The organism is Paenibacillus sp. 1_12 (assembly GCF_900114475.1).
Classification (GTDB): domain Bacteria; phylum Bacillota; class Bacilli; order Paenibacillales; family NBRC-103111; genus Paenibacillus_S.
The window spans coordinates 1-23,455 of the sequence record NZ_FOTE01000005.1 but is presented as its reverse complement, the minus strand read 5'-3'; the positions used below and the strand labels follow the sequence as shown (position 1 = coordinate 23,455).

25 protein-coding genes and 1 pseudogene are annotated in these 23,455 nt (G+C 43.3%); 21 read left to right on the top strand and 5 right to left on the bottom strand.

From position 1 onward, the window contains the following. Positions 1-141: 141 nt before the first annotated feature. From glgB to BM210_RS12680, 5 genes are all read left to right on the top strand, one after another. Positions 142-2,082: a 1,4-alpha-glucan branching protein GlgB gene (gene glgB / locus BM210_RS12700; protein WP_091168572.1), complete on the top strand. Its 1,941-nt coding sequence runs from the start codon at positions 142-144 to the stop codon at positions 2,080-2,082. Then, positions 2,075-3,238 carry a glucose-1-phosphate adenylyltransferase gene (locus BM210_RS12695; RefSeq protein WP_091168569.1) on the top strand — a complete coding sequence of 388 codons (1,164 nt, stop codon included), beginning with the start codon at positions 2,075-2,077 and terminating at the stop codon, positions 3,236-3,238. Before glgB ends, BM210_RS12695 begins: the two co-directional genes overlap by 8 nt. Before the next feature lie 15 nt (positions 3,239-3,253). Beyond that, on the top strand, positions 3,254-4,354 hold the full coding sequence (gene glgD, locus BM210_RS12690) for a glucose-1-phosphate adenylyltransferase subunit GlgD (protein ID WP_091169355.1): 1,101 nt from the start codon (positions 3,254-3,256) through the stop codon (positions 4,352-4,354). 62 nt (positions 4,355-4,416) lie between these two features. Further along, entirely contained in the window at positions 4,417-5,844 is a 1,428-nt protein-coding gene (glgA, locus tag BM210_RS12685; protein ID WP_091168566.1) for a glycogen synthase GlgA, read from the top strand. A gap of 59 nt (positions 5,845-5,903) precedes the next feature. Then, complete coding sequence (locus BM210_RS12680) at positions 5,904-6,773, top strand: HAD hydrolase family protein (RefSeq protein WP_091168563.1); 870 nt, start codon at positions 5,904-5,906, stop codon at positions 6,771-6,773. Positions 6,774-6,854: 81 nt separating this feature from the next. On the opposite strand, the gene BM210_RS12675 is transcribed toward BM210_RS12680, so the two are convergent. Then, positions 6,855-7,151 carry a hypothetical protein gene (locus tag BM210_RS12675; protein WP_091168561.1) on the bottom strand — a complete coding sequence of 99 codons (297 nt, stop codon included), beginning with the start codon at positions 7,149-7,151 and terminating at the stop codon, positions 6,855-6,857. A gap of 314 nt (positions 7,152-7,465) precedes the next feature. After that, a complete protein-coding gene (locus BM210_RS12670) occupies positions 7,466-7,693 on the bottom strand; it encodes a hypothetical protein (RefSeq protein WP_091168559.1) in 228 nt (75 codons plus the stop codon). A gap of 314 nt (positions 7,694-8,007) precedes the next feature. On the opposite strand from BM210_RS12670, the gene BM210_RS12665 reads away from it, so the two are divergent. From BM210_RS12665 to BM210_RS12625, 9 genes are all read left to right on the top strand, one after another. Continuing rightward, entirely contained in the window at positions 8,008-8,934 is a 927-nt protein-coding gene (locus tag BM210_RS12665) for an MBL fold metallo-hydrolase (protein ID WP_091168557.1), read from the top strand. Positions 8,935-9,143: 209 nt separating this feature from the next. After that, positions 9,144-10,088 (top strand): hypothetical protein, encoded by a 945-nt coding sequence (locus BM210_RS12660; RefSeq protein WP_091168555.1) that lies wholly within the window; start codon positions 9,144-9,146, stop codon positions 10,086-10,088. Between the two features lie 139 nt (positions 10,089-10,227). Further along, entirely contained in the window at positions 10,228-10,974 is a 747-nt protein-coding gene (locus BM210_RS12655; RefSeq protein WP_091168553.1) for an ABC transporter ATP-binding protein, read from the top strand. Further along, positions 10,967-11,719, top strand: coding sequence for an ABC transporter permease (locus BM210_RS12650; RefSeq protein ID WP_091168550.1), 753 nt, complete (start codon positions 10,967-10,969; stop codon positions 11,717-11,719). The genes BM210_RS12655 and BM210_RS12650 overlap by 8 nt, the downstream gene beginning before the upstream one ends. A 12-nt stretch (positions 11,720-11,731) precedes the next feature. Further along, positions 11,732-13,255: a sensor histidine kinase gene (locus BM210_RS12645; RefSeq protein WP_091168548.1), complete on the top strand. Its 1,524-nt coding sequence runs from the start codon at positions 11,732-11,734 to the stop codon at positions 13,253-13,255. Next, complete coding sequence (locus BM210_RS12640; protein WP_091168546.1) at positions 13,233-13,922, top strand: response regulator transcription factor; 690 nt, start codon at positions 13,233-13,235, stop codon at positions 13,920-13,922. Before BM210_RS12645 ends, BM210_RS12640 begins: the two co-directional genes overlap by 23 nt. Before the next feature lie 103 nt (positions 13,923-14,025). Continuing rightward, on the top strand, positions 14,026-14,394 hold the full coding sequence (locus tag BM210_RS12635; protein WP_091168543.1) for a hypothetical protein: 369 nt from the start codon (positions 14,026-14,028) through the stop codon (positions 14,392-14,394). A 124-nt stretch (positions 14,395-14,518) separates the two neighbouring features. Then, positions 14,519-14,740, top strand: coding sequence for a hypothetical protein (locus BM210_RS12630; protein ID WP_091168541.1), 222 nt, complete (start codon positions 14,519-14,521; stop codon positions 14,738-14,740). Positions 14,741-15,033: 293 nt separating this feature from the next. Then, the gene (locus BM210_RS12625) at positions 15,034-15,234 is read left to right on the top strand and encodes a copper ion binding protein (protein WP_091168538.1); all 201 of its coding nucleotides are present in this window, start codon (positions 15,034-15,036) and stop codon (positions 15,232-15,234) included. A gap of 113 nt (positions 15,235-15,347) precedes the next feature. Here BM210_RS12625 and BM210_RS12620 read toward each other — a convergent pair whose 3' ends face one another. Then, positions 15,348-16,787, bottom strand: coding sequence for a DHA2 family efflux MFS transporter permease subunit (locus BM210_RS12620; protein WP_091168536.1), 1,440 nt, complete (start codon positions 16,785-16,787; stop codon positions 15,348-15,350). Between the two features lie 168 nt (positions 16,788-16,955). Between BM210_RS12620 and BM210_RS36220 the strand changes: the two genes are divergently transcribed. Beyond that, on the top strand, positions 16,956-18,113 hold the full coding sequence (locus BM210_RS36220) for an HAD-IA family hydrolase (RefSeq protein WP_091168533.1): 1,158 nt from the start codon (positions 16,956-16,958) through the stop codon (positions 18,111-18,113). A gap of 15 nt (positions 18,114-18,128) precedes the next feature. On the opposite strand, the gene BM210_RS12610 is transcribed toward BM210_RS36220, so the two are convergent. Then, entirely contained in the window at positions 18,129-19,400 is a 1,272-nt protein-coding gene (locus BM210_RS12610; RefSeq protein WP_091168530.1) for a methyl-accepting chemotaxis protein, read from the bottom strand. A 201-nt stretch (positions 19,401-19,601) separates the two neighbouring features. Here BM210_RS12610 and pyrB point away from each other — a divergent pair, with 201 nt between their 5' ends. From pyrB to BM210_RS35655, 6 genes and pseudogenes are all read left to right on the top strand, one after another. Continuing rightward, complete coding sequence (pyrB, locus tag BM210_RS12605) at positions 19,602-20,537, top strand: aspartate carbamoyltransferase (RefSeq protein ID WP_256223558.1); 936 nt, start codon at positions 19,602-19,604, stop codon at positions 20,535-20,537. A 160-nt stretch (positions 20,538-20,697) separates the two neighbouring features. Beyond that, positions 20,698-20,901, top strand: a complete 204-nt coding sequence (locus BM210_RS12600; RefSeq protein WP_091168527.1) for a hypothetical protein — start codon at positions 20,698-20,700, stop codon at positions 20,899-20,901. A 179-nt stretch (positions 20,902-21,080) separates the two neighbouring features. After that, entirely contained in the window at positions 21,081-21,629 is a 549-nt protein-coding gene (locus BM210_RS12595) for a hypothetical protein (RefSeq protein WP_091168525.1), read from the top strand. Positions 21,630-21,734: 105 nt separating this feature from the next. Next, the gene (locus BM210_RS12590; RefSeq protein WP_091168523.1) at positions 21,735-22,595 is read left to right on the top strand and encodes an aminoglycoside phosphotransferase family protein; all 861 of its coding nucleotides are present in this window, start codon (positions 21,735-21,737) and stop codon (positions 22,593-22,595) included. A 12-nt stretch (positions 22,596-22,607) separates the two neighbouring features. After that, entirely contained in the window at positions 22,608-22,925 is a 318-nt protein-coding gene (locus BM210_RS12585) for a Rid family hydrolase (protein WP_218184926.1), read from the top strand. 107 nt (positions 22,926-23,032) lie between these two features. Continuing rightward, positions 23,033-23,140, top strand: a pseudogene (locus BM210_RS35655) (histidine phosphatase family protein); the annotation flags it as partial. A 90-nt stretch (positions 23,141-23,230) separates the two neighbouring features. On the opposite strand, the gene BM210_RS12580 reads toward BM210_RS35655, so the two are convergent. Continuing rightward, positions 23,231-23,455 (bottom strand): integrase core domain-containing protein (locus BM210_RS12580; protein ID WP_143101044.1); only part of this gene is annotated, 225 nt, incomplete at its 5' end.

Sequence of the window (23,455 nt, the reverse complement as noted above, 5' to 3'; positions counted from 1 at the left end):
GTAAAAGGAAGTGAAGCTATAAACGAGATGACAATTTCACATTTTACTAAGAATTTGGAATGTGGAGAGAGGAATTTGGACTCGGATGTAGTATTTGTCTATATATGGACGGAATTAATGAAAAAAGGGGATGGATGACTAATGACGAGCTTAATCCCCGGTCCTGACGACCTATTTTTGTTCCATGAGGGCAGCCTGTATCAAAGCTATAGGATGCTGGGAGCACACTTGATCAAGAATGAGGGAGTCGCAGGCGTCCGTTTTGCAGTTTGGGCACCGCATGCTAAGGAAATCAGGGTAATTGGAGATTTTAACAATTGGAATGGCGCCGAGCACAACATGCGTAAAGTCAGTACCTGGGGTATATGGAACTTATTTGTTCCGGATGTACAGGAGGGTGAATATTACAAGTACGAGATCGTCACTGAACAGGGGGTAACGCTCCTCAAAGCTGATCCTTATGCGTTTTATTCCGAATTAAAGCCAGGAACCGCATCTCGTGTCTATGCACTGGATGGTTATGAATGGCAGGATGAAGCTTGGCAAAAGCGAAAACAACATGAATCTGTTTATAACCAACCGATCAACATTTATGAAGTTCATATGGGCACCTGGAAAAAGAAGCCTGGAGGTGAATATTACACCTATCGTGAGCTTGCTGATGAAATGGTCGACTATGTGGCTGAAATGGGTTATACCCATCTTGAATTACTACCGCTTGCGGAGCATCCTTATGATCGTTCGTGGGGTTATCAGGCAACAGGATATTATTCGGTGACAAGCCGGTTCGGAACTCCAAAGGATTTCATGTATTTCGTTGATCGCTGCCACAGCAAAGGGATTGGGGTCATTATGGATTGGGTCCCGGGACACTTTGTCAAGGATGAACATGGTCTAAGGCAGTTTGATGGTCAGCCGCTCTATGAATACAATGATCCCAAGAAAGCCGAAAAGCCGCAATGGGGCACACTGATGTTTGATTTTACGAAGCCGGAGGTAATCAGCTTTCTGATCTCCAATGCACTGTTCTGGATGGATAAATACCATATCGACGGGCTGCGGGTTGATGCGGTTGCTAGCCTGTTGTCTCTGAATCTGGGGAGGCCGCCTGAGCAGCGGATCACAAATGAGCGAGGTGGGGACGAGAACTCCGAGGCTGTACAGTTTCTAAAGAAGCTGAATACGACGGTTTTCGCTCATTATCCGCACTCCTTAATGATGGCGGAGGACTCCAGTAATTGGCCGAAGGTTACTTCGCCTGTACATGATGGAGGCTTAGGCTTCAATTACAAATGGAATATGGGCTGGATGAATGATATGCTGAAATATATGGAAATAGATCCTTATTTCCGCCGTGGCAGCCATAACCAGCTAACCTTTTCTTTCATGTATACGTACAACGAAAATTACGTGCTTCCTTTGTCACATGACGAGGTCGTTCACGGCAAAAAGTCGCTATTGAACAAAATGCCGGGCGATTATTGGCAAAAGTTCGCTAACCTGCGCCTGCTGCTCGGTTATATGATGGTGCATCCCGGCAAAAAGCTGCTGTTCATGGGTAGTGAATTCGGGCAGTTTGATGAATGGAAGGACCTGGAGGATCTTGACTGGGAGATGCTCGATTACGATAGCCACCGTTCGATGAAGCATTATGTACATGATTTAAACCACCTGTATCTCAAGGAACAATCGTTATGGGAACTGGACCACCAGTCCGAGGGCTTTTCCTGGATTGATCCTCATGACAGCAAGCAAAGCATTACCACGTTCATGAGAAAATCAAGCGACCCGGATAACTTTTTGATCATCATTTGTAATTTCACTCCTGTTGTTCATGAAAAATATCGTATTGGGGTTCCGCTTTTAGCTGATTATATAGAGTTTTTCAATAGTGATCTGCCTGCATATGGCGGTTCCGGGCGATTGAATACTAAGATCAAGACAGAATCCGTATCTTGGCATCACCAACCCTACAGTTTACAGTTAACCGTTCCGCCACTTGCGGTCGTTATTCTGAAGCCTGTCAAGATCCATCGCAAAGCTATTTCTGGAAAAAAGAAAGGGGTTCGTGCCGATGCGTAAAAAGGAATGTGTGGCCATGCTGCTCGCAGGTGGCGAAGGGAAGAGGCTGGGTGTTTTGACCAGCAAGCTTGCTAAACCAGCTGTTCATTTTGGTGGAAAGTATCGTATTATTGATTTCACGCTCAGTAATTGCACCAATTCTGGAATTGATACAGTAGGCGTGCTCACACAGTATCAGCCTTTGGTTTTAAATACGTATATCGGGATCGGAACTCCTTGGGACTTGGACCGTAAGCATGGCGGTGTAACCGTACTGCAGCCGTTTATGGAGCAAAAAGGTGGAGATTGGTACAAAGGAACGGCTGATGCAATATTCCGCAATGTGTCCTACATTGATCAGTATGATCCGGAATATGTGCTTGTGATTTCAGGTGACCATATTTACAAGATGGATTATGATGTGATGTTGGATTTCCATAAAAAAACGGAAGCCGATGCAACCATCGCTGTTATCGAAGTCAAATGGGAGGAAGCGAGCCGTTTTGGTCTCATGAGTACGGACGACGAGAACCGGATTACGGAATTTGCTGAAAAACCCAAAGAGCCTAAGAGCAATCTGGCTTCGATGGGAATTTATATTTTCAATTGGAAAGTGTTGAAGGAATTTTTGTACAAGGATGAAGAGAATTCGGAATCCAGCAAGGATTTTGGCAAGGATATTATTCCTTTGATGCTTAGCGAGCAGAAAAAACTGATGGCTTATCCGTTTGAAGGCTACTGGAAAGATGTCGGTACCATCGATAGCTTGTGGGAAGCCAATATGGATTTGTTGGAAACTGTACCTGAATTTAATTTGAATGATAAAGAGTGGCGAATTTATTCCGTTAATCCATGCCAGCCTGGTCAATATTTGGCGCCAACTGCGCAAATTCGCCGTTCACTTGTAAATGAAGGCTGCGCCGTATTTGGTGAAATTGATCATTCTGTTTTATTTTACGGCGTTGAGGTAGGCGAAAACAGCTTAATTAAAGACTCTGTCATTATGCCAAATGTACGTATCGGTAATAATGTAAAAATATATAAAGCGATCATCGGGGACGGCACAGTTGTTGAAGATGGTTGCACCATAGGTGAGCCTGGGGATCATCAGGATATTACTTTGATTGGCGGCAATGAAGTGATCAGTTTACCATCCAAGATCAACGTGAAAGGGTGAGTTAATATGAAGCGAATGATGGGCGTCATCAATCTGGTCAATGAACCGGATGGTCTGGAAGAACTTACCTACTCTCGTAACGTAGCCTCGGTGCCGTTTGGCTCCAGGTATCGGCTGATTGATTTTACATTATCGAATATGATCAATTCCGGATTGGAAAATGTTGCCGTTTTTACCCAGCATAAGTACCGCTCCCTAATGGATCACCTTGGATCTGGAAAAGAATGGGATTTGGATCGCAAACGCGGAGGCTTGTTCATACTACCCGCAATCTTGCAGGAAACGACGGGGATGTCTCGTGGTGATTTATTCCAATTTTACAGCCACCGCGATTACTTTTATCGGGCACGCGAAGAATATGTAGTTATTTCCCGCAGTCATATCGTATGCAATATTGATTTGAATGAAGTACTCGACTATCACTTGGAGAAAAATGCTGATATTACCGTAGTTTACAAGCATGCGGATGACGAAGAATTCGCCAAGTTCCGCCGCATGGCAGTGAAAGAAGACGGCCAAGTCACGGTCATGGAAGATCAGAACGGCCGCCTGCGTACCGATAACATATCTATGGAAATCTATATCATGAGCAAGGAATTGCTGCTGGATATGGTCGAATCGTGCCTGGCACAAGGTTATGATCATTTGGTACGTGACGGAATTATGAAAAACATCGATAAACTGGGCGTTTATGGTTATCTACATGAAGGTCATGCGGGTATCGTAAATACGATCCAAAGCTACTATAAGCACAGCATGCAGCTGCTGAACCCTAAAGTATGGCGTGAGCTGTTCTTTCAAAAGAATCTGATTTACACCAAGGTTAAGGATGAACCTCCAGCTAAGTACGCCGAGCATTCTCTGGCCCGCAATGCGTTAATTGCGAATGGCTGCATTATTGAGGGCAAGGTGGAAAATAGTATTCTGTTCCGCGGTGTCAAGATTCGCAAGGGCGCTTATGTAAAAAATAGCATTATCCTGCAAAATTGCGAGATCGAGGAAAATGTGATCATTGAAAATGCGATATTGGATAAGGACGTATTTATTAGCAGAGGTCGTGTCCTTACTGGTGATAAGCAAGCGCCATTTATCGCTTCAAAAACGAAGGTTATTTAAGAAGTTATATAGAGAAAAATTAAATAGAGATCGGATACATATAAAGGAGTGGTAGTTTGTCCATGAAAGTGTTATTTGCCGCATCGGAAGCTGTACCTTTTGCCAAGACAGGTGGTTTGGCTGATGTCATCGGTTCGTTACCGAAGGAATTGGTCAAGCAGGGACTGGATGTCAGAGTGATGCTGCCTAAGTATGGAGACATACCGGCACAATTTACGCAAAAAATGGAAACCGTCGCCACCTTTACACTACGGATGGGTTGGAGAGAGCTCTACTGTGGTATTTTGAAGCTTGAGCATGAAGGCATCACTTTTTATTTTGTCGATCATGAAAATTATTTTTTGAGAAGCGGTTGTTACGGGTATAATGATGATGCAGAGCGGTTTGCTTACTTTTGCCGAGCTGTGATGGATTCCTTACAGCATCTTGATTTCATGCCGGATGTGATTCATTGTCATGATTGGCAGACCGGGATGATTCCGGTGCTGTATCGAGCCCATTTCAGCTACCAACCGGCTTATGCCCATATCAAAACAATCCTTACGGTGCATAACCTGAAATATCAGGGGGTGTTTGGTAAGGAGCAGTTTATGGATTACTTTACCTTGGGTCCAGAGCACTTTGGCGGATTTGCACTCGAATTGCATGGTGGAGCCAGCTTCTTGAAAGGTGGCCTGCTGTATTCGGATATGATTACTACGGTAAGCCCTACGTATGCAGAGGAAATTCAAACTCCATATTTCGGAGAATATTTGGATGGACTCTTACGCAGCCAAAGTCATCGGTTGTACGGAATTGTGAACGGGATCGATTATGAAGAAATGGACCCGATGACAGACCCACATCTGGAAGTGAATTATCGGGATTCGCTTGTGAAAAAGCAACAAAACAAGATGAAGCTGCAAGAAAAGCTCGGTCTTCCTGTAAATAAAGATATTCCGCTGATCGGGATCGTAACTCGTCTAGTCGAACAAAAAGGTCTATCGCTTGTCGAGCATGTGATCGAACAATTGATGGCTCTTAATGCACAGTGGGTCGTACTGGGTACGGGTGAGCACCGCTACGAGCAATTATTTCGTTGGGCTGCTGACCGATATCCCGACAAGCTATCTACGCATATTACGTTTAACGAACCAACGGCGCGGCAAATTTATGCGAGCTCGGATCTGTTCCTGATGCCTTCGCAATTTGAACCTTGCGGTATTGGTCAATTGATCGCAATGCGTTACCGTTCTGTACCCATTGTTCGCGAAACTGGCGGGTTAAAGGATACTGTAACCCCTTATGATGAGGTGACGGGTACAGGCACTGGATTTAGCTTCACGCATTATAATGCACATGACCTGCTGTATACGGTGAATAGAGCTGTATCTCTTTATAGCGATACCCAGGAATGGAATAAAATTTTGGCGAATATTAAAAAGAAAGATTTCAGCTGGCGTAAATCCGCACAGCAGTACGCTTCCCTTTATAACCAACTAGTGAAATAACCTTAAAAACCAACGCCCAGAGCGTTGGTTTTTGTACACGAAAGGGGACTGGACCTCGGATGAAGCCGATATATGCATTAACGGATTTGGATGGAACGCTGCTGCAGCCAGATGCGAGCCTTTCTTCCTATACCTTAGAAGTATTAACGGAAGCCTTGGATCAAGGACATATCATCAGTTACGCAACCGCTAGAAGCTACACAAGTTCACAAGCAGTTGTAGGTAAGATTCCCTGGAAGTACCCAATGGTTTTGTATAACGGGGCATTACTGTTCGATCCTGTTGAAGACAAGGTGTTGGATGGCGTCTTTATGAATGTGAATTTAACGAATGAATTGATTCAGTTCGGTAAAGTCCATGGACAATGTCCGCTATTATTCGGGTTGGATGAGGATGGCTCTGAGCGCGTACTGCATGAATCATTAGCAGGGGTTGGCTACAAGCAATTCGTCTCAAGCAGGCCTAATGATGCGAGGTTCAGAGAAATTCCAGAGCTGCGCTGCCCGGATCATATACAAACCTTGCTGCTTACCTATATTGGTAAGTATGATGAGCTGGTGCCCTTGATGGAAGCGGTACGTGAGGCTTATAGTGAAGTGATACAAGTACACTTTATGGCGGATACTTACATTATTGATCATTATTTTCTGGAATTCAGTCATGTGGATGCGAATAAAGGAAACGGTTTGCGTATGTGGGCCAAAAGTGTCGGATGTCAGACGGAGCAAGTTATTGCTATTGGGGATAATTTGAATGATATTAGCTTGCTGGAAGCAGCAGGGAAGAAGCTCGCGGTAAGTAATGCCAAGCTTGAGCTGCAGGCGATAGCTGATGAGATTATTGAAGCAAATTCGGAAAACGGTGTAGCCAAATATTTATTGGCGAAGATGACCGAGCTTCCTCAAAAGCAATACGAGCAAGTGGAATAACGGTAATGAATCACACACTGCCAAGCAAACAAAGAGTGAGATCTCATTAAGGGATCTTACTCTTTGTTGTGTATAGTTGGCTCAGGCACTCTGCAAAACTTTGGCCTCCAAATTGGCTCGGATCATCATAATACGTTGCTTGACGTAAAAGTCAAATGCAGCCCCTTTCAGTTCTTTAAGCGGAAAAGTTTGCTCAGTATGATTATCGATAATAACTAATGACCCATCTTCAAAAAATTTGAAGGTCAGATCAAGCCAATAGTTATCTGTTGTATGGAGAATCTTCTCAATTTGATGGTCTGTCAACTGCTCACTATTGGTTTCAATCAATTGTTTGTAATAATCACGTTCAATAAATCTGGCGTTAGTAGCTTGCATATTCGACACCCCTTTCGGATTACGAACGAATGTTCTTAACACCATTATACCAAACATTTGTTCGTAGTCAAGAGTTTGCAGAATATTCTTTCAAATACTCCATACCTTCTTTAAAGAAACAGTTTCACCAATGATAAAAGGCACAATAAACACAAAAAACGACTGATAGCTTCAGCCGTTTCTTACGATATTATCAGAAGTATAAGATAAGTTTTCAGTGGTGCTGAATATTCCTATCTGCTAGGAATACAACGGCATAGACACGGATGTATTTCGTCAAATAGGTTTCTTATGTCTGGTTATGAATCTTTTTATTATGAGGCGGATTCTTCACGATCCATCTCTTCAAAATACATCGACTCCTGATTAAAGGATCGGTTAATGGATAAAAAGGTATGCATCAGCTCAAAGAGCTCGGATTGATCCAAACGGACCGTGACATTTTCATCGGCTTCGTTTTTGGAAATATTAAATGCGATTGATTTACGCTCCGAATTAACTTGAAGCTCCCATTTCTGTTTCTTTAACACGCTTTCCCACATCTGTACATCCCATTCCTTTCACATATAGCTTGCTCAGCTGACTGGCATAAAATAAGTATATGCGCCCAAAAGAGATTTATGATGGATTGATGGGTTTGTGAAAAATGATTTTCAGGAGAAGACTAAGCAGACGATCATTTAAGGCTTTGATTATTGCCGTGGGTCGTGTACAGATGCGTAAAATACGTTTCTTAACAAGGTTTTTGTTTGACAAACCAGCCATATCCTCCTTACACTGAATGAGTATGAAATGTATTTGCAGCTTTGAACCAAGTCATGAGCTTAAAATTCTAATTATCGGGGTGCATTTGGATATGTTTATACAGCCGCAGGGAAAGCTGGTTCCAGATTTTCATGAGCATTTAAAGGTGATATTATTAGGTACAGGCACACCGCGCAGCTTCTACGGAAGGTCAAAATCGGCAGCTGTTGTATTTGCGGGCAGCAAAACCTTTTTGGTTGATTGCGGTGGCGGTGTTGTTGATCAGATGATTAAGGCAGGGGTAATGCCACAGCGTATATCAGATGTTCTATTTACGCATCATCACAGCGATCATAATTCCGGTTTTTTTGATGTATTTATTAGCAGCTGGAGGACACATGTGATTCCTGATCAAGTATTTGAGGGACGTAAAGTACCTATGACTGTATATGGTCCAACGACTACCCAAGAAATTATCGGAAAAATGAGGGAATCGTTCGATTTTGATGTTAATTTACGGGTGAATTATAACAAATCCACAGATGTGGGTGCCAATATTGAGTATGTGCTTAGCAATGAAGGCGTAGTGTATGACAATGAAGGGATCAAGATTACGGCCTTTGAAGTTGATCATAAGCCCGTATATCCGGCACTTGCTTACAAATTTGAATATAACGGACAATCACTTGTTATTTCCGGTGATACGATTCCTGTCGATAATATGGTTAAGTATAGCGAAGGCATCGATCTGTTAATCCACGAATCTTACAACAAAGAATGGCTGGATGCACTGATCACCCAATTTCCTGAGCAAGCAGTCGGACTATCGAATCCTGCCAAATACCACACAACGACACTCGAAGCAGCGGAAATCGCTCGTAAAGCTGGGGTAAAGCATCTGGTACTGACGCATCATATCCCTGCACCCATGGAAACCGAAGAGGCGGAAGAAGCTTACATAAAGGGTGTTAGAGAGATTTATCCGGGTAAAATTACGATGGCAAGAGACCTTATGGAATTTGATCTGGGCAAAAAATAGTTAAGAACATGCTAAATGCTTCATATGGAAAGCACCTTGATCCTTGGATCGGGGTGCTTTTTGTGTATCAGATGGGATTGTTTAGAAAATTTTAAGGATTGTTTTAGCTGGGCTTAAGGAGTGGTTTAGAGGCAGTTACGATTCGCAGGCTACAATGAAATTGTAAGGTAAGTGCTGTACACAAAACCATTTTGGAGAGGAAGTTATGAATGAATAAGAAATTAGCTTTAATTGGAACTGGCGTCACAGTAGGATCGATCCTGCTTTTTACATCTGCTTATGCAGGGATGGCCGCTTCATCGGGTTATGACTCTTATAAAACCGCGATCAAAACAACCGTTGCTGCCAAAAGCGTGACTCAAGCGATCACGGTTACGGTACAGGATAACGGAAAAAACCTGATTGGCGTCAACGGAACGGTCAAAAAGAGCAAGGACAGTCATGCTGTTAGCGCAGATATGACGATCAAAGGTGGAGGCACAGAGCAGACGCTTAAAGTGTACAACACCGATGGCAAAACCGTTATGAAAACGGGGAATAGTGATACTTATAAAGTAATGGAAGGCAAATCGGGAACGGAGCATCCAAATAAAGCAGGAAAATCACAGAAGGAGAGCAGTGGTCAAGAACAGGCAGACCGTTTCAATAAAGAAGCAGAAAATTTAATTGATGCGCTTGTTGGGAATCTGCAGCAGTATGTGACCGAGAACCCCGCGGCCAATGGCGCGAAAGAGATTCGTTTATCACTGGCGGGCAATCAGATCCCAACAGCTGTAAATGCAATTGGATCGTTTTTGGTTAAACAAGCCTCGCATGATAGCAGTCAGTTTACAGCTGACAAGTCTTTCAAAACACCTTTCGGCACGGATTTTAGCGCTTTGAAGCAATCACTTCCGCAGCTGTCCCAGGATGTTGCGATTACGAAGGTTGATTTGCAGGCCTCTGTCGACGGGAACAGCTATATCACGAATCAAAAAGCGAACCTGACGATAGAAGGCAAGGATGCGAGCGGTACTGCACATATCTTAGTGATTAGTATCGATCTGGGCTTGTCTGGCGTAAATGCAACTACCCCGGATTCGGTCGATTTGACTGGCAAGCAGGTGGAAACGATAGATGCAAAACAATGGGGCGAAATGAAGCATAATCGCTAAGCTTCAGTATCAAAAATAACTGCTGTAAATAAAGATTACAGTTTGGTTCTATGGGATACGGACGATTGTAGCTGCGTCCGTATCCTGGTTTGTGCAGCATATACAGTAAGATATAAACTCTCAGAAAGGGGGGACCCGGATGTTAGAGCCGATTATGCAATTGAATGGAATCAGTAAAACGTTTAAGAACGGTCGGGGTGTAGAGAATATTACACTTGAAGTCAATAAAGGCGATGTGTATGGTTTCTTTGGACCTAATGGCGCGGGCAAGACCACGGTGATGAAAATATTGGTTGGGCTCAGTCGGGCAGACCGCGGCAGCGCGCGATTGTTCGGGTACGATGTGTCCACCCATTTTGCACAAGCGATGCAAAAGACCGGCGCATTAATTGAAACAGCGGAAGCTTTCGAATACATGACTGGCTACGCAAACCTGGTTCTAGCCTCGCGTTTTTACCCTGAGCTTGCGAAGAGTCGGATTGATGAGGTGCTGGAGCTCGTTGGTTTGCAGAAATATAAAAATGAGAAAGTAGCCGATTATTCGCTCGGTATGAAGCAGAGACTTGGCATCGCGGCTGCCCTGTTGTCGAAGCCAGAGCTGCTGATCCTGGATGAACCGACTAACGGACTGGATATTGAGGGAATGGTTGAGATGCGCGAGCTGATGGTTAGTCTAGCTCGTGAGCATGGGATGACCTTTTTCCTTTCCAGTCACATGATTCAGGAGATGGAGCTGATGTGCAGCCGCATCGGTATTTTGGTTGAGGGCAGGTTGGTGCGTGAAGGGCAGCTGTCAGAGCTTGTCGACGGAGTCCAGATAACTTCACTTGAGCAGCTGTTTATATCGTCGGTTCGGGAGGAAAGGGGGAAAGCAGTGCATGCATAGCTATTGGGCAGGTGTACAAAACGAAATCAGCAAGCTGGCTGCAAGAAAGAAGATGATCCTGCTTCCAGCATTGCTGCTGCTGCTGCCGATTGCTGCCAGTATTCTGCTGTCACAGCTGCAATCCGGTATAGGTATTGCCGCGATCTCGTCAGGAGACTTTCCTCAGCTCATGCTGGGCGTATATACGAATTTTCTTCTTCCGCTCTTGATATTCATGGCCGCTGCCGATATGTTCGCAGGAGAGGTTCAGGACCGTACACTGAAAATAACATTAATGCGTCCGATTTCAAGGTTTCAAGTATTTAGCTCGAAAATTACGGTGCTGGCGTTGTTTGCACTGATCATATTGGCAGCCGCTCTGATCGTTTCTCTGTTGGCAGGACTTGTGCTGCAGGCTCGTTCTGGCATGGGGGAGTCGGTTATGCAAGCCATTGTGTCTTATATGGCTGCCTGGTTCCCAATGACAGCTCTGGCGATAGCGGCAGCTTTATTGGCGCAGTTTTTCCGTAGTGCTAGCGGTGCTTTGGCCATTTGTGTAGTACTGTATGTCGCACTTAAAGGGTTAGGGATTTTGTATCCGCAGCTTGCTGCCTATTCACCGACCTTTTATACAGATTGGCACCAGCTTTGGATTAACAATGGGGTATCAGCAGGTAAGCTGGTCAACGCGTCAACGTATTTACTAGCTTGCTGCATCTTGTGTTTTACGGCTGCATTTGTTATGTTCGACAAAAGACAATTATAGGGGATATGCAAGATGTCGATTAAGGTTCGTCTGCTGCTTTCATATATTGCGATGCTGGTTGTGCCTGTGGTTCTATTCGCTTTAGCTGCATTGATTATCGGTTTGATGTTTATAGGTGATTTCAAATCGGTTTATCAGATTGATATGAAGCGTCACAATCCATTCAAGCAGATCATGGAGCAGCAGGCTGCGGTTTATAGCGACATTCAATTGCGTTCCTCAAGAGACCCGGAGTCATTGCTTGATCAAAATGTGATTAATGAGCTGGAGGCGCAGTTGACACGTTTTAATATGGGGCTGGTGATCCGAAAGGATAAACAGCTTGCCGTAGTTTCCCCCCGATTGAATGATTCTCCGGCGCTTCAGATACTGCCTGCCTACGGAAATCACGATCTGAATGAAAATCGCGAAAATATGTTGAACGCGCGCGATCGTTTGTTTTTTTACAAGCAGTTGGATTTTACATTCAAGGACCAAAGTCAGGGCAGCGCTTTTATAATTACGGATATTAATTTTTTTGAAAAATATGCGATCCGTTATGCCTTTGCACTTTTATTGGCGCTGTTTTTGATCCTTGTACTAACGAACGGACTTCTGACTTATTTCGTATCTCGCAGCATCATTCGTCCGCTTCGTTCTTTGAAGCTTGCTGCCGAGCAGATTGGTGAAGGAAATCTTGATGATGTGGTTCATGCCCATTCGCGTGATGAAATTGGCGAGCTGAGTGATGCCTTCGAGCAAATGAGACGCAGATTGAAGGATGCGGTAGAACTGCAGCTGCAGTACGAGGATAACCGGAAAGAGCTGCTCTCAAATATATCTCATGATTTGAAAACACCTGTCACCTCGATTAAAGGTTATGTTGAAGGGATACTGGATGGTGTCGCAGGCGCGGATAAGCTTGAAAAGTATTTACAAACGATTTATACCAAAACGGTAGATATGGACCGGATGATTGATGAGCTGTTTTTATTCTCAAAGCTTGATTTGGGTAAGCTGCCGTTTGACTTTGAAGAGGTCGAGCTGGTTCCTTATCTGGAGGATCTGATCGGTGAAGCTCAATTTGATATGGAAAAAAAGGGAGTCTCGCTGATGCTGAACGTTGTTCATGCCGATCATATTGGTAAAGTGAAGGCGGATCGCGAAAAGCTTAAGCGTGTGCTTACGAATATATGGGATAACGCTGTTAAGTATGGTGATAAGGAACAGACGAGAATTGAGGTACATCTCGTTGAACAAAAGGAGGATATCGTACTGGAGATTGCCGATAACGGACAGGGCATTTCATCTGAGGCACTGCCGTTTGTCTTTGAACGGTTTTACAGAGCGGACCTTTCGCGCAGTACGGCTGCAGGGGGCAGTGGACTTGGTCTAGCCATCGCCAAGCAAATCATATGGGAGCATGGCGGAACAATTAGAGCCGAGAGCGAGGAAGGCGTGGGAACACGAATTATTGTTACATTGCCCAAGCTGACAAAGACAATAGCATTTCTAAAGGTACGGAGGGAAACGGATGAAAAAGATACTGATTATTGAAGATGAGCTGAGCATTGCTGAGCTGGAGCGTGACTATCTGGAGATCGACGGGTTTAAAGTAGACATGGAAAACCGCGGTGATACGGGCCTGCAGCGGGCTCTGGAAGAGTCTTATGATCTGATTATTCTTGATATCATGCTGCCCAAGATTGACGGCTTTGAAATTTGTCGCAAAATCCGAAGTGTTCAGGACACCCCCATTCTGATGGTATCCGCGAAAAAAGAGGATATCGATAAAATTCGCGGACTTGGACTTGGTGCTGATGACTACATCATCAAGCCCTTTAGTCCGAGCGAGCTGGTTGCCCGGGTAAAGGCACATTTAAATCGTTATGAACGGCTGATGGGCCGTAGGGAAACGAGTAATCAGGAAATCAGGATTCGTGGACTGGTCATCGATAAATCATCGCGCCGTGTGACAGTGAATGATCAGGAGGTTGTATTTACAACCAAGGAATTTGACTTGTTGACTTATCTCGCCGCTAATCCGAATCGGGTGTTCAGTAAAGACCAGCTCTTTGAGCAGCTGTGGGGAATGGATTCCATGGGAGACATCGCTACCGTCACGGTACATATCCGCAAGGTGAGGGAGAAGGTGGAGCTGGACCCGTCCAATCCTCAATATATTGAGACCGTATGGGGAGCCGGCTATCGGTTTAAGCTGTAATCAGAAAAGCTTTTTTTGAACAATCTGCGTAATTCATAGCTATATAGGGTAAACAATACTTAAGAAGTGAACACATACATACCCAATATAAGGAGTGATTACAATGTCCAAACACATTCAAGCCTATTTTCAAACGGAAAATGAAGCCGAGCACGTAAGAACCCTATTGCAAACCTACGATACGGAAGCATTGGAGGTAGGCAAGCTGGATGACGGTTATGCTGGCAACAGAAGAATTATTATACCGATTGCAGATACCGGGGCCGGTGCGCAAGCTAACGGAACAGGGGTCGTCGGAGCAGGAGGCATTGCTCCAGCAGCTGTGATTGGTGATGCAGATGATGATGACCTCGATTTGGACGGACACCGCGATCTGCACTATGCTTTATCGGCTAAGGTGCTGGAGGAAGACTATGAAGAGATCCGCAATTTGGTTCGCCGTAACCGCGGTCATGTGGAACGTGTCGATTAGTCTATTGAAACAAGACTTCATATTGTTTAGATAAGTACTGTATCCTGCCAATGTCGACACGATGTTGGTGGGAGCAGTTTTTTTGTAAAAGATTACTAGCTGGACCTCACAGGAGGTGGAGATAATGGCCGACATACAAAAAAGGTCACAGGCACTCGAGAAAACAAATTTACGCGATAACCCGGAAGGGTCTCCAACTGAAAAAGAAAGCCTGCTTGATCTTTATGAAAGCGAGCAGACCGTAGATCCCGTTCCGATCGAGGAATTAAAAATTCAACATGAGGATGAAAAGAATAAGGAAAAAACGAAAAATACATCTACCAGTGAAAAGCGTTATCCAAGCTAATGCAGTACAAGAAGCGTATTGAAATCATATTGTAGTCTTTCTTCAAGGGTATATGGACCTCATTCAGTTCTGGAGCTGTATAGTGGGACTTGAATCTACTATTTATGAAGCAAGGGGACCAAATGCTAGATTCCACATGGGTGGGCTCTGGACTTGGAATCCCCTTGCTTATTGTCGTTTGGAAAAGAGTTGATAATACATATTTCAAACCAACTTTACATACCCTATAGGGGTATGTTATTTTAAATAAAGCATGACAAATAATTGAAAGACATTTGAATGGAGGTAATCGTATGCAAAATGTCACTTTAAACGTCGAAGGCATGTCCTGTGGACATTGTGTCAACTCGGTAGAAGGGGCTGTGAAGACACTTGGAGCTTCAGCCAAAGTGAATCTGGATAGTAAAGCTGTTGCTATTGAGTATGACGAAGCCAAGACTTCCGTGAAAGCTATTAAAGAAGCGATTGAAGAAGTAGGATATACGGTCGTATAATTCAATATTCGATAGTGGAGTCATTTGTAGTGGCTCTATGGTGCTAAAAGTCCCGATAACCACAGAAAGTGGCATCGGGACTTATTTGTGTTATCTTTTTACATATGAAAATATTAAGAGGATTGAGATTGCAGCTGCAGCTTACGAATAAACATGACGAGCGGCAGTGCTGCGACTGCGATGAGAGTGGCAACGAGATAGACATCGTTAACGCTCGCCGTGAAGGACAGCAGCTTAATTTGTACCGCGTCCTGAACACCGGACTTCAAGATTGCTTCTGACTCACTCAGACCGAAGGTCCCCAATAAAGATGTGAAAATGGCGATCGAAAATGACCCAAACAAATTGCGTACCCAGTTACTGATGGAAGAGGCATGTCCACTAAGCACAGGCGAGATTTGTTCCATTCCCGCATTGCTCGCAGGCATGACTGCTAGGGCGATTCCTACATTACGGACCATCATCCAAATCAGAATGTACATATACGGAATGTCGATGGTCAATTTGCTTAAAGCGTACGTGCCGATAATGATTAATACAATACCAATTCCCATAAGGTTTCGTGGTCCGAAGCTGCTATAAACTCTACCAATGATTGGCATAACCAATGCCATAGCAAGAGAGGCGGGAAGCAGGATTAAGCCCGTATCGAGCGGGGTGACATGCTGAATGTTTTGCAGAAAAATCGGGGTCAGAAACGTTCCCGAATATAAGCTGATTGTAATGATACTGGATATGATCAAGGTGAGCGTATATCTGCCATTAGCAAATACCCGGATATTAAGTAGAGGCTCCTTCACGGTAAGCTCTCTCCAAATGAACAAAATGAGGACGATAGCACCTGTAATAAACAGGGTCATGGTTTTCCAATCTGTCCATCCCCAAGCACCGCTTTGGCTGAATGCCACGAGCAGCGAGATGCTGCTGATCATAACGGTAAGCAGACCGGGTAAATCAAAGGTTTTGGGAACGCTTAGACGATAAAAAGGAATGAGCCAAACTACCATAACGATGGCAATCAATCCAATTGGGATATTCATCAGGAACAGCCACTGCCAGCCGCCGACAACCATCAGCAAGCCTGCCAAGGTTGGTCCTATTGCTGGTGCAAGCATCGCCGAAAGACCCCAGAGGCTAATCGCCATGGCTTGTTTCTCGCGAGGGATGATTTGATAGATGATGGTCATGGTAGCCGGCATAATAAGTCCGCTGAATAAACCCTGCAAAATTCGGAAGGCAATCAAAGATTCGATGTTCCAGGACATTGCGCACAGCAGAGAAGCCAGCGTGAATCCTATTAATGCGAATACATAAAGCCTTTTGTAACTGAACTTCTCACCGAGAAATCCGGCAACTGGAGCAATCGTCCCCATGGCAAGCATGAAGCCGGTCATTGTCCATTGGACGAGATGTAAGCTTGTAGCAAAGTGCTCTTCAAGCTTGGGAATGGCAATTGTAACTGTACTTGAGCTCAAAACCGTAATAAAAGACCCAAAGAAGATGGCAAACATAATAGGCCAAAACTTGACTTGCTGTATACTTTCCGTGTTCATAATGGTCCTCCGTTTTCCGATTGTTATATCTAATGTGGAACAGAAAAAAGCGCTAAGATCAGATTGTAACATTTGAGCACAAAAATATCTAGTAATCAAACTAAATAGTTATCAAACTAATTTTAGTAATAAAAGATTGACTATCCGTAGTAAAAGGGGCGATCTCTCATGGAGCAAGTGATAATAAACGATTACAATCCCGAATGGACCCTTGAGTTCAGACTTGAAAAAGAGCGGATTTTCAATGCCATTCAGGATATTGCGATCCAGATCGAGCATATTGGAAGTACCTCTGTACCTGGATTAGCGGCTAAGCCATTAATTGATATGATGGTGGGTGTGGAGGAGTTATCAACTATTTTGCCGGTTCATAGGGAACGTTTGGCTGCAATCGGGTATGAGTTCGTAGATCATCCGGAGTTTCCCGAAAGACGTTTTTTTCGAAAAGGGTTGTGGCGTGCTGGCACACATCATCTACATATCTATCTATATCGAGGCGAGCAATGGACAGCTAATTTGTTATTTCGCGATTATTTAATTGACCATCCGGAGGAAGCGGCAGTTTATGGGGAGTTAAAAAGAACTTTACAGGAGCAATACTCGCAGGATCGGGTTTCCTATACCAAAGCAAAAGCACCTTATATCCAAAGCGTAATTCAAAAAGCTAAACAAGCATCCAAGCCAAAAAGACAGGTCCAAGGGATTATTTTTGATATGGATAATACCCTGCTGCAGTCCCGAATTGATTTTGGTGCGATGAAAACCGATATTTTTAATTATTTACATACATCAGGGATTGTTCCTGTTGATTTACCGCTGTCAACGCATACGTGTGCTACGCTGATTGAGTATGGCAAGCAAACCGGTCTAGCCAATGAGCAGGAAAAGAAGGTTTGGGAGATTGCCGCAAAGCATGAACTGCTGGGGATGGAGAGTGCGGGACTCGAGTCTGGGGTAGAATCTTTGTTAAAGCGGCTTCATCAGAACTATACACTGGCAGTCGTTACTAACAATTCGATCCATGCAGCGCTGGAAGCTCTTCATGAAACAAAAATTCATGAATACTTCGACCTTATCGTGGGGAGAGAGCAGATGACTGCTCTCAAGCCGTCGCATTCTGGCTTTCACTATGTGCTGAATCAGTTTCCACAGATTTCTCCTGACGAATGGTTATCTGTGGGCGATTCATGGATTGATGGTAAAGCTTCGACCGAATCGGGTATCCGATTTATCTGCTATCAGACCGATTTGGAAATCATGCGTGAGCGAGGGGTACCTGTGTTGGCCAGGATTGAACATATGATGGATTTACATAGCTATTTATAGCTGAAATGCCAACAATTAGATCCGAAATATACTGATTTTTAATTTCTGCTGATCTGCATGGTCTCTTAATACCTCCGAGGATGCAGCAATTTCCTGCATAACGGCTGTTTGGTCTTGTGTAGATGCGGCTACTTGCTTAGCTCCTTGAGAGATGAGTCCGGCAATGTCATCAATTTCTCGTGTGCGGTTCAAGGTTTGGCCGATTTGACGAATCTGTTCTGCGATTACACCAGTTATACCTTCTACAGATTCAGCCGTTACTTCGGTTGCGGCTGTCATCTCAGCAAGTGTACCTATAATGGCTTCCCCTTTAGCAGCTTCCTTATCGACAGTACTCACTTGTTTGGTAATATCCGAGACGACTTCATTGACCTGCGACTGGACCTCCTCAATTCGTTGGTTAATGCTGTGTACCGCTTCTGTGCTTTTTTCCGCTAGCTTGCGGATTTCCACTGCTACGATTGCAAATCCGGCTCCATGCTCACCCGCACGCGCAGATTCAATGGAAGCATTCAGCGCAAGTAAATTGGTTTGATCCGCAATTTCTCCAACTACCTTGGAAATGTGACTAATTTCCTGAGCGTTCTCGTCAAGCTTATGTATGCGTTCCAGGGTTCCTACGTTAGAATGGCTCAGCTCCGTTAATTGCTGAACAAGTGAATGAATGGCAAGACTGCTTTCCTGTGTGGACTTTACCATGCTGCGGGATAGATGCAGAGCTTCACTAGCCTTGCTGCTAGCATGATCAGCGGCTTGGGTAATCGTTTCGACAGCTGTAAATGTGCTGTGGGCAGACAGTGCCTGCTGATCGGCTCCTTTGGAAATACTATCGACCGTAATAGCCGTCGCTTCGATCTGCAGCGCAGCCTGCTGGAGCGCACTGCTCAACGTGGAGGCGTTCAGGTTCGTAAATGAAGCAATGCTGGATATATCTGTAATAATTTGTCTCAGGTTTTCAATCATTTGGTTAAAAGACAGGCTTAGCGTGCTCAACTCATCATTGCCGCGGTGGATCGGAATCGTAATCTTGAGATTGCCGCTTGCCGCTTCATCTACAGCCGCAGTGAGGCGAAGCAAAGGACTGACCAGCCAGCGTGCGGCCAACCATCCGAGAAAGCCTGTCCAGAATACGCCCATCGACATAATAATGGACATATATAACCAATCTGCCATTTGCGGAGCAATCCAGTCTTTTAAAACAAATATACATATCGCGCTTGTTCCGTAGGTCATCATGGAGACCGCAGTAATACCTATGACCATTTTTTTAACTATACCGATTTTCATAATAATTCCTCATTTCGCATGGAGCTGTAGTTCTTCCTATAATAGTGTAACGTTTGCAGCATTATTGATCTGTGATTTATCTCACAGCAGGCTAGTGAGCGCTGCCATTTCACCCAGTCGAAAATTGCGATATAATTCTAATGTTGGTAAAGGCGTAAGCAGATATGTATTCACAGCAGACTTCACTTATCGGGAAAGGGATTGATTTCTATATTAAACTTAGCTCATATCATCGGATCCAAGCAATTTGATCAAATAGCTCTAGGAGAGCTTTTTGCTTCAGCCAAAGAGATGGAGCAGATTACTTTGCAGGGCGGCTCCAATCTTCTTGCTGGTAAAATTATGTGTTCACTCTTTTTTGAAGCGAGTACGCGTACCCGGTTTTCCTTTGAATCCGCGATGCACCGGTTGGGTGGGAGCGTGATTGGTACTGAGAATGCGGCTCAATTTTCTTCAGCAATAAAAGGGGAAACGCTGGAAGATACCATTCGTGTTGTAAGTGGCTATTGTGATTTAATAGTTATGAGACATACAGAAGTTGGTGCGGCACAACGAGCAGCAGCGGTATCGATGGTGCCGATTGTCAATGCAGGGGACGGCTCTGGCGAACATCCGACACAGGCGCTGTTGGATTTATTCACTATTCAAAAGGAGCTTGGACGGATCGATGGCATACATATTGCGATGATTGGGGATTTGACGTATGGACGTACGGTTCACTCCCTAACTTACTTGCTCTCGAATTATAAAGATGTGAAGATTACTTTTATTGCTCCAGATAATGCGGTTATTCCTTCGTCTGTTAAGCAATTTCTCGATGAAAAAGAAATCAGCTATGAAGAAACGGCGGATCTCATGAAAGCAGCCGAGACGGTCGATGTCTTTTATCAAACACGAATCCAAAAGGAACGGTTTCCTTCACTGGAAGAATACGAAAAGGCGGCAGGCAAATATATCATCGATCGCCAACTTCTTAATCATATGAAGGATAATGCACTCATTCTTCATCCATTGCCAAGGGCAGGAGAAATTCATGCCGAAGTCGACTCAGATCCTCGCGCTGCTTACTTCCGTCAAGCACAAAATGGATTGTACATGCGGATGGCCATCATTGAGCAGTGTCTAAGAGACCGATAATGAATACGCGGAGCGGGAGAAATTCCGCTTCTTTTTATTACAATTGCAGGGATTTATATGAATATGTAGAAATTTTAAGTAAATCAAGTTGAGCTGTTATAGATCAATGGAAATTCTAGATGAAACAGGAGTAAGTAAAAATAGGAGAGGGTGTTCTTTCATGAGTAGAGAACTTGCAATTGATCGTTCAAAGCTGCTATCGAGAGAAAATAATAAATCATACTTTGTAATTCGTTCATCTGAAATCTTTAACGATGTTTTTAGCAATGAGGGTTATCAAGTTCTCGACAAAGAGGAATTAGATAAGCAAATCGCTTTAGGGAATTTAAGCAAAGATAAAATTATATTTAGTATTGAAGTTTAAAGAAATGTTAACGGCGATATCAAAAACCAATTAAAAGAAACACACAGCCCGAGCGGAGAAAGCGGACCCTTCTGGAGAAACGAAGTGTTCGCCTTTGCAGACGGATTCTTAACCCTATGGGGCTAAGAAAATGGGTACCTATCGTTTTGAAATACAAGCAAGCACGAAGGAATAGTTGAATGATCATTAATCATTATCAGATACCCCCGACACTAAAAAAATTAAAGGCTCTGGATAATAATTTACAAGAACAATATCAAAGTAATCTTGATGATTACTTGGGATTTAAATTAATAGACCGTGATGAGGAAGATGACTATAGATATCATTGTACCCCTTCTGATGCAATAGTTTTTGCAACAACAGGTATGGATGGTGATCATTTTTCATTTAACACAATTAACGGAACTATTGAAAATCTAGAAGAAGCATCTATTCTATTTACTCAACCCATGGATTCGGAGAAGCCTAATAAGATAGTAGCAAGGAATATAAAAGATTTACTCTCTCTGTTTATTAATCTTAAAGAACTGTACATACTTGAAAGATTTGATTGGTATCAAATCGAGAATGATTTTATAAATGACTACGAGGAGAATTACCTTGAAGCAATTATGGAGAGTGAAGATGAAATTAATTTTATTATCGATAAGTTAATCAGCCTATTCGAGCTTAAAGTGATAGATAATGCCTATAATTATATAACTGAATTAAGGAAACCAGAATAAACTCCACAGCCTAACCGCCGTAGCTACGCTTCTTTGTGGAAGTGAGTGACCGTGGATAGACAAACTCAAACGGTATAACCAATAGCCGCGAAAGGCAGGGAGAACATGAATGATCTTTTCCGTAATATCATCTGGATGGAAAACAGTAGGGATTTTCGATCATTGCTACCACAAGATGTCCCGAATAACATGACTCCAATGGAGTCCGGACTGGAAGCAGATGTGTTTAAAATCAGTATGATGGAATCAAAGTTTGTATTAAAAGTATGGAATCGGAATTCAAAGCCAAATATATCATTTCAATACAAGCTATTAGAGGGTTTGTATAATAGTGGAATAGCAGTTTCAAAACCATTTGGCTGGGGGTTTGATGAAAATAAGAATCAAGTTTTATTAACCAGTTTCGATGGTACTCCCGTCAATAAAGTGAATGAATCTATACTTACTGAACTTGCCAATATATTAACGGAAATCCATAAATTCCCCATCGAAGAACTGGACAGCCTTACAGTGCCCATATACGATTTTGTGAATTATTTTTTTCCTGGAATTGACGGGCATTTAGATATAAAAGAATTAGTAATCCAACTCGTCGTAAGTTCGAAGATGGAACAAAATTGTCTTATTCATGGTGATTATCACCTGGGAAATATTCTTGATTCAGATGGAAACTATACTGTTATTGATTGGACTAACGCTCAACTTGGTGACCCCAGATACGATGCTGCATGGTCATTTATCTTTATTTGGATTTATGCAAGTGAAAGGTATTGCTCGGCTTACCGTTCTGTATATTTAACAAAGAATCATTACACGCGGGATGAGCTAGAAATATTCGAGGCTATTGCTTGTCTTCGATGGATTCTACTAAATAGAATAGCGAATCTTCCGAAACGTCATAATACCATTTCGAATGTTAGGACCATCCTAATGAAGAATAAATATTTGAATGAAGAATTACTTTAGGGAGGTATTCTCATGAAAAAAGTTATTTTTACGGAGAAAGCACAAAAACCAGAGGGAATGCCATATTCTCAAGCAATCAAAGTTGGTAATACGGTTTATGTTGCTGGACAAGGGCCATTTGATCCCGCAACAGGTAGTTTGGTAGGCAATACACTAGAAGATCAAGCGAGAAGGACATTAGATAACGTAAAAGCAATTCTAGAAGAAGCTGGAGCTACATTGAAGGAAGTTGTCAAAGTGACGGTCCTTCTTGGAGACGGGCAGGATTTGATGAGTTTAATAGGATTTATAAAGATTATTTCTCTGAACCGTATCCAGCTAGAACTATAGGACCAGCCTATCAAATGGGCTTTATGGTACAGGTCGATGCTATTGCCGTTATTGAAAAATAACAAATCAGAGTAACACTATAAGGAAAGCAATTCAAGGAGGGCTATATGAAGACTATCATTTATATGGTTAGGCATGCTGAGTCCCCATATACTGAAGGAAATGAAAGAACGAGGGGTCTTACCCCAAAGGGAAAGATGAATGCAGAAACGGTTCAACACCCTAATGCTGGACACTATACCTCTTAATCAGCGGGTCTCATAGAATTGCTTGAAATTGCTATGTTTTGCTTAGTCTTTTGTGTCTTATACCTGAATAGATTTAGGTTTTACCTCGTTTTTCTTTAAAGCATCGATATATTCATAGGGCGACAAGTCGTAAATGCTCCCGTGAATCCGCTGCTGATTGTAGTCTTGAATGAATTGCGTGACGATCTCATAGGTCTGTGGATATGTTTCGAATTCATGCCTCCCATAGCATTCGGCCTCCAAAATAGCGTGGAAAGATTCAATATGTGCATTTTTATTTGG

Excerpts from the sequence above, each read along its gene's own strand:
- glgB (WP_091168572.1), top strand. The coding sequence starts at position 142 with ATGACGAGCTTAATCCCCGGTCCTGACGACCTATTTTTGTTCCATGAG.
- BM210_RS12695 (WP_091168569.1), top strand. The coding sequence starts at position 2,075 with ATGCGTAAAAAGGAATGTGTGGCCATGCTGCTCGCAGGTGGCGAAGGG.
- glgD (WP_091169355.1), top strand. The coding sequence starts at position 3,254 with ATGATGGGCGTCATCAATCTGGTCAATGAACCGGATGGTCTGGAAGAA.
- glgA (WP_091168566.1), top strand. The coding sequence starts at position 4,417 with ATGAAAGTGTTATTTGCCGCATCGGAAGCTGTACCTTTTGCCAAGACA.
- BM210_RS12680 (WP_091168563.1), top strand. The coding sequence starts at position 5,904 with ATGAAGCCGATATATGCATTAACGGATTTGGATGGAACGCTGCTGCAG.
- BM210_RS12675 (WP_091168561.1), bottom strand. The coding sequence starts at position 7,151 with ATGCAAGCTACTAACGCCAGATTTATTGAACGTGATTATTACAAACAA.
- BM210_RS12670 (WP_091168559.1), bottom strand. The coding sequence starts at position 7,693 with ATGTGGGAAAGCGTGTTAAAGAAACAGAAATGGGAGCTTCAAGTTAAT.
- BM210_RS12665 (WP_091168557.1), top strand. The coding sequence starts at position 8,008 with ATGTTTATACAGCCGCAGGGAAAGCTGGTTCCAGATTTTCATGAGCAT.
- BM210_RS12660 (WP_091168555.1), top strand. The coding sequence starts at position 9,144 with ATGAATAAGAAATTAGCTTTAATTGGAACTGGCGTCACAGTAGGATCG.
- BM210_RS12655 (WP_091168553.1), top strand. The coding sequence starts at position 10,228 with ATGTTAGAGCCGATTATGCAATTGAATGGAATCAGTAAAACGTTTAAG.
- BM210_RS12650 (WP_091168550.1), top strand. The coding sequence starts at position 10,967 with ATGCATAGCTATTGGGCAGGTGTACAAAACGAAATCAGCAAGCTGGCT.
- BM210_RS12645 (WP_091168548.1), top strand. The coding sequence starts at position 11,732 with ATGTCGATTAAGGTTCGTCTGCTGCTTTCATATATTGCGATGCTGGTT.
- BM210_RS12640 (WP_091168546.1), top strand. The coding sequence starts at position 13,233 with ATGAAAAAGATACTGATTATTGAAGATGAGCTGAGCATTGCTGAGCTG.
- BM210_RS12635 (WP_091168543.1), top strand. The coding sequence starts at position 14,026 with ATGTCCAAACACATTCAAGCCTATTTTCAAACGGAAAATGAAGCCGAG.
- BM210_RS12630 (WP_091168541.1), top strand. The coding sequence starts at position 14,519 with ATGGCCGACATACAAAAAAGGTCACAGGCACTCGAGAAAACAAATTTA.
- BM210_RS12625 (WP_091168538.1), top strand. The coding sequence starts at position 15,034 with ATGCAAAATGTCACTTTAAACGTCGAAGGCATGTCCTGTGGACATTGT.
- BM210_RS12620 (WP_091168536.1), bottom strand. The coding sequence starts at position 16,787 with ATGAACACGGAAAGTATACAGCAAGTCAAGTTTTGGCCTATTATGTTT.
- BM210_RS36220 (WP_091168533.1), top strand. The coding sequence starts at position 16,956 with ATGGAGCAAGTGATAATAAACGATTACAATCCCGAATGGACCCTTGAG.
- BM210_RS12610 (WP_091168530.1), bottom strand. The coding sequence starts at position 19,400 with ATGAAAATCGGTATAGTTAAAAAAATGGTCATAGGTATTACTGCGGTC.
- BM210_RS12600 (WP_091168527.1), top strand. The coding sequence starts at position 20,698 with ATGAGTAGAGAACTTGCAATTGATCGTTCAAAGCTGCTATCGAGAGAA.
- BM210_RS12595 (WP_091168525.1), top strand. The coding sequence starts at position 21,081 with ATGATCATTAATCATTATCAGATACCCCCGACACTAAAAAAATTAAAG.
- BM210_RS12590 (WP_091168523.1), top strand. The coding sequence starts at position 21,735 with ATGAATGATCTTTTCCGTAATATCATCTGGATGGAAAACAGTAGGGAT.
- BM210_RS12585 (WP_218184926.1), top strand. The coding sequence starts at position 22,608 with ATGAAAAAAGTTATTTTTACGGAGAAAGCACAAAAACCAGAGGGAATG.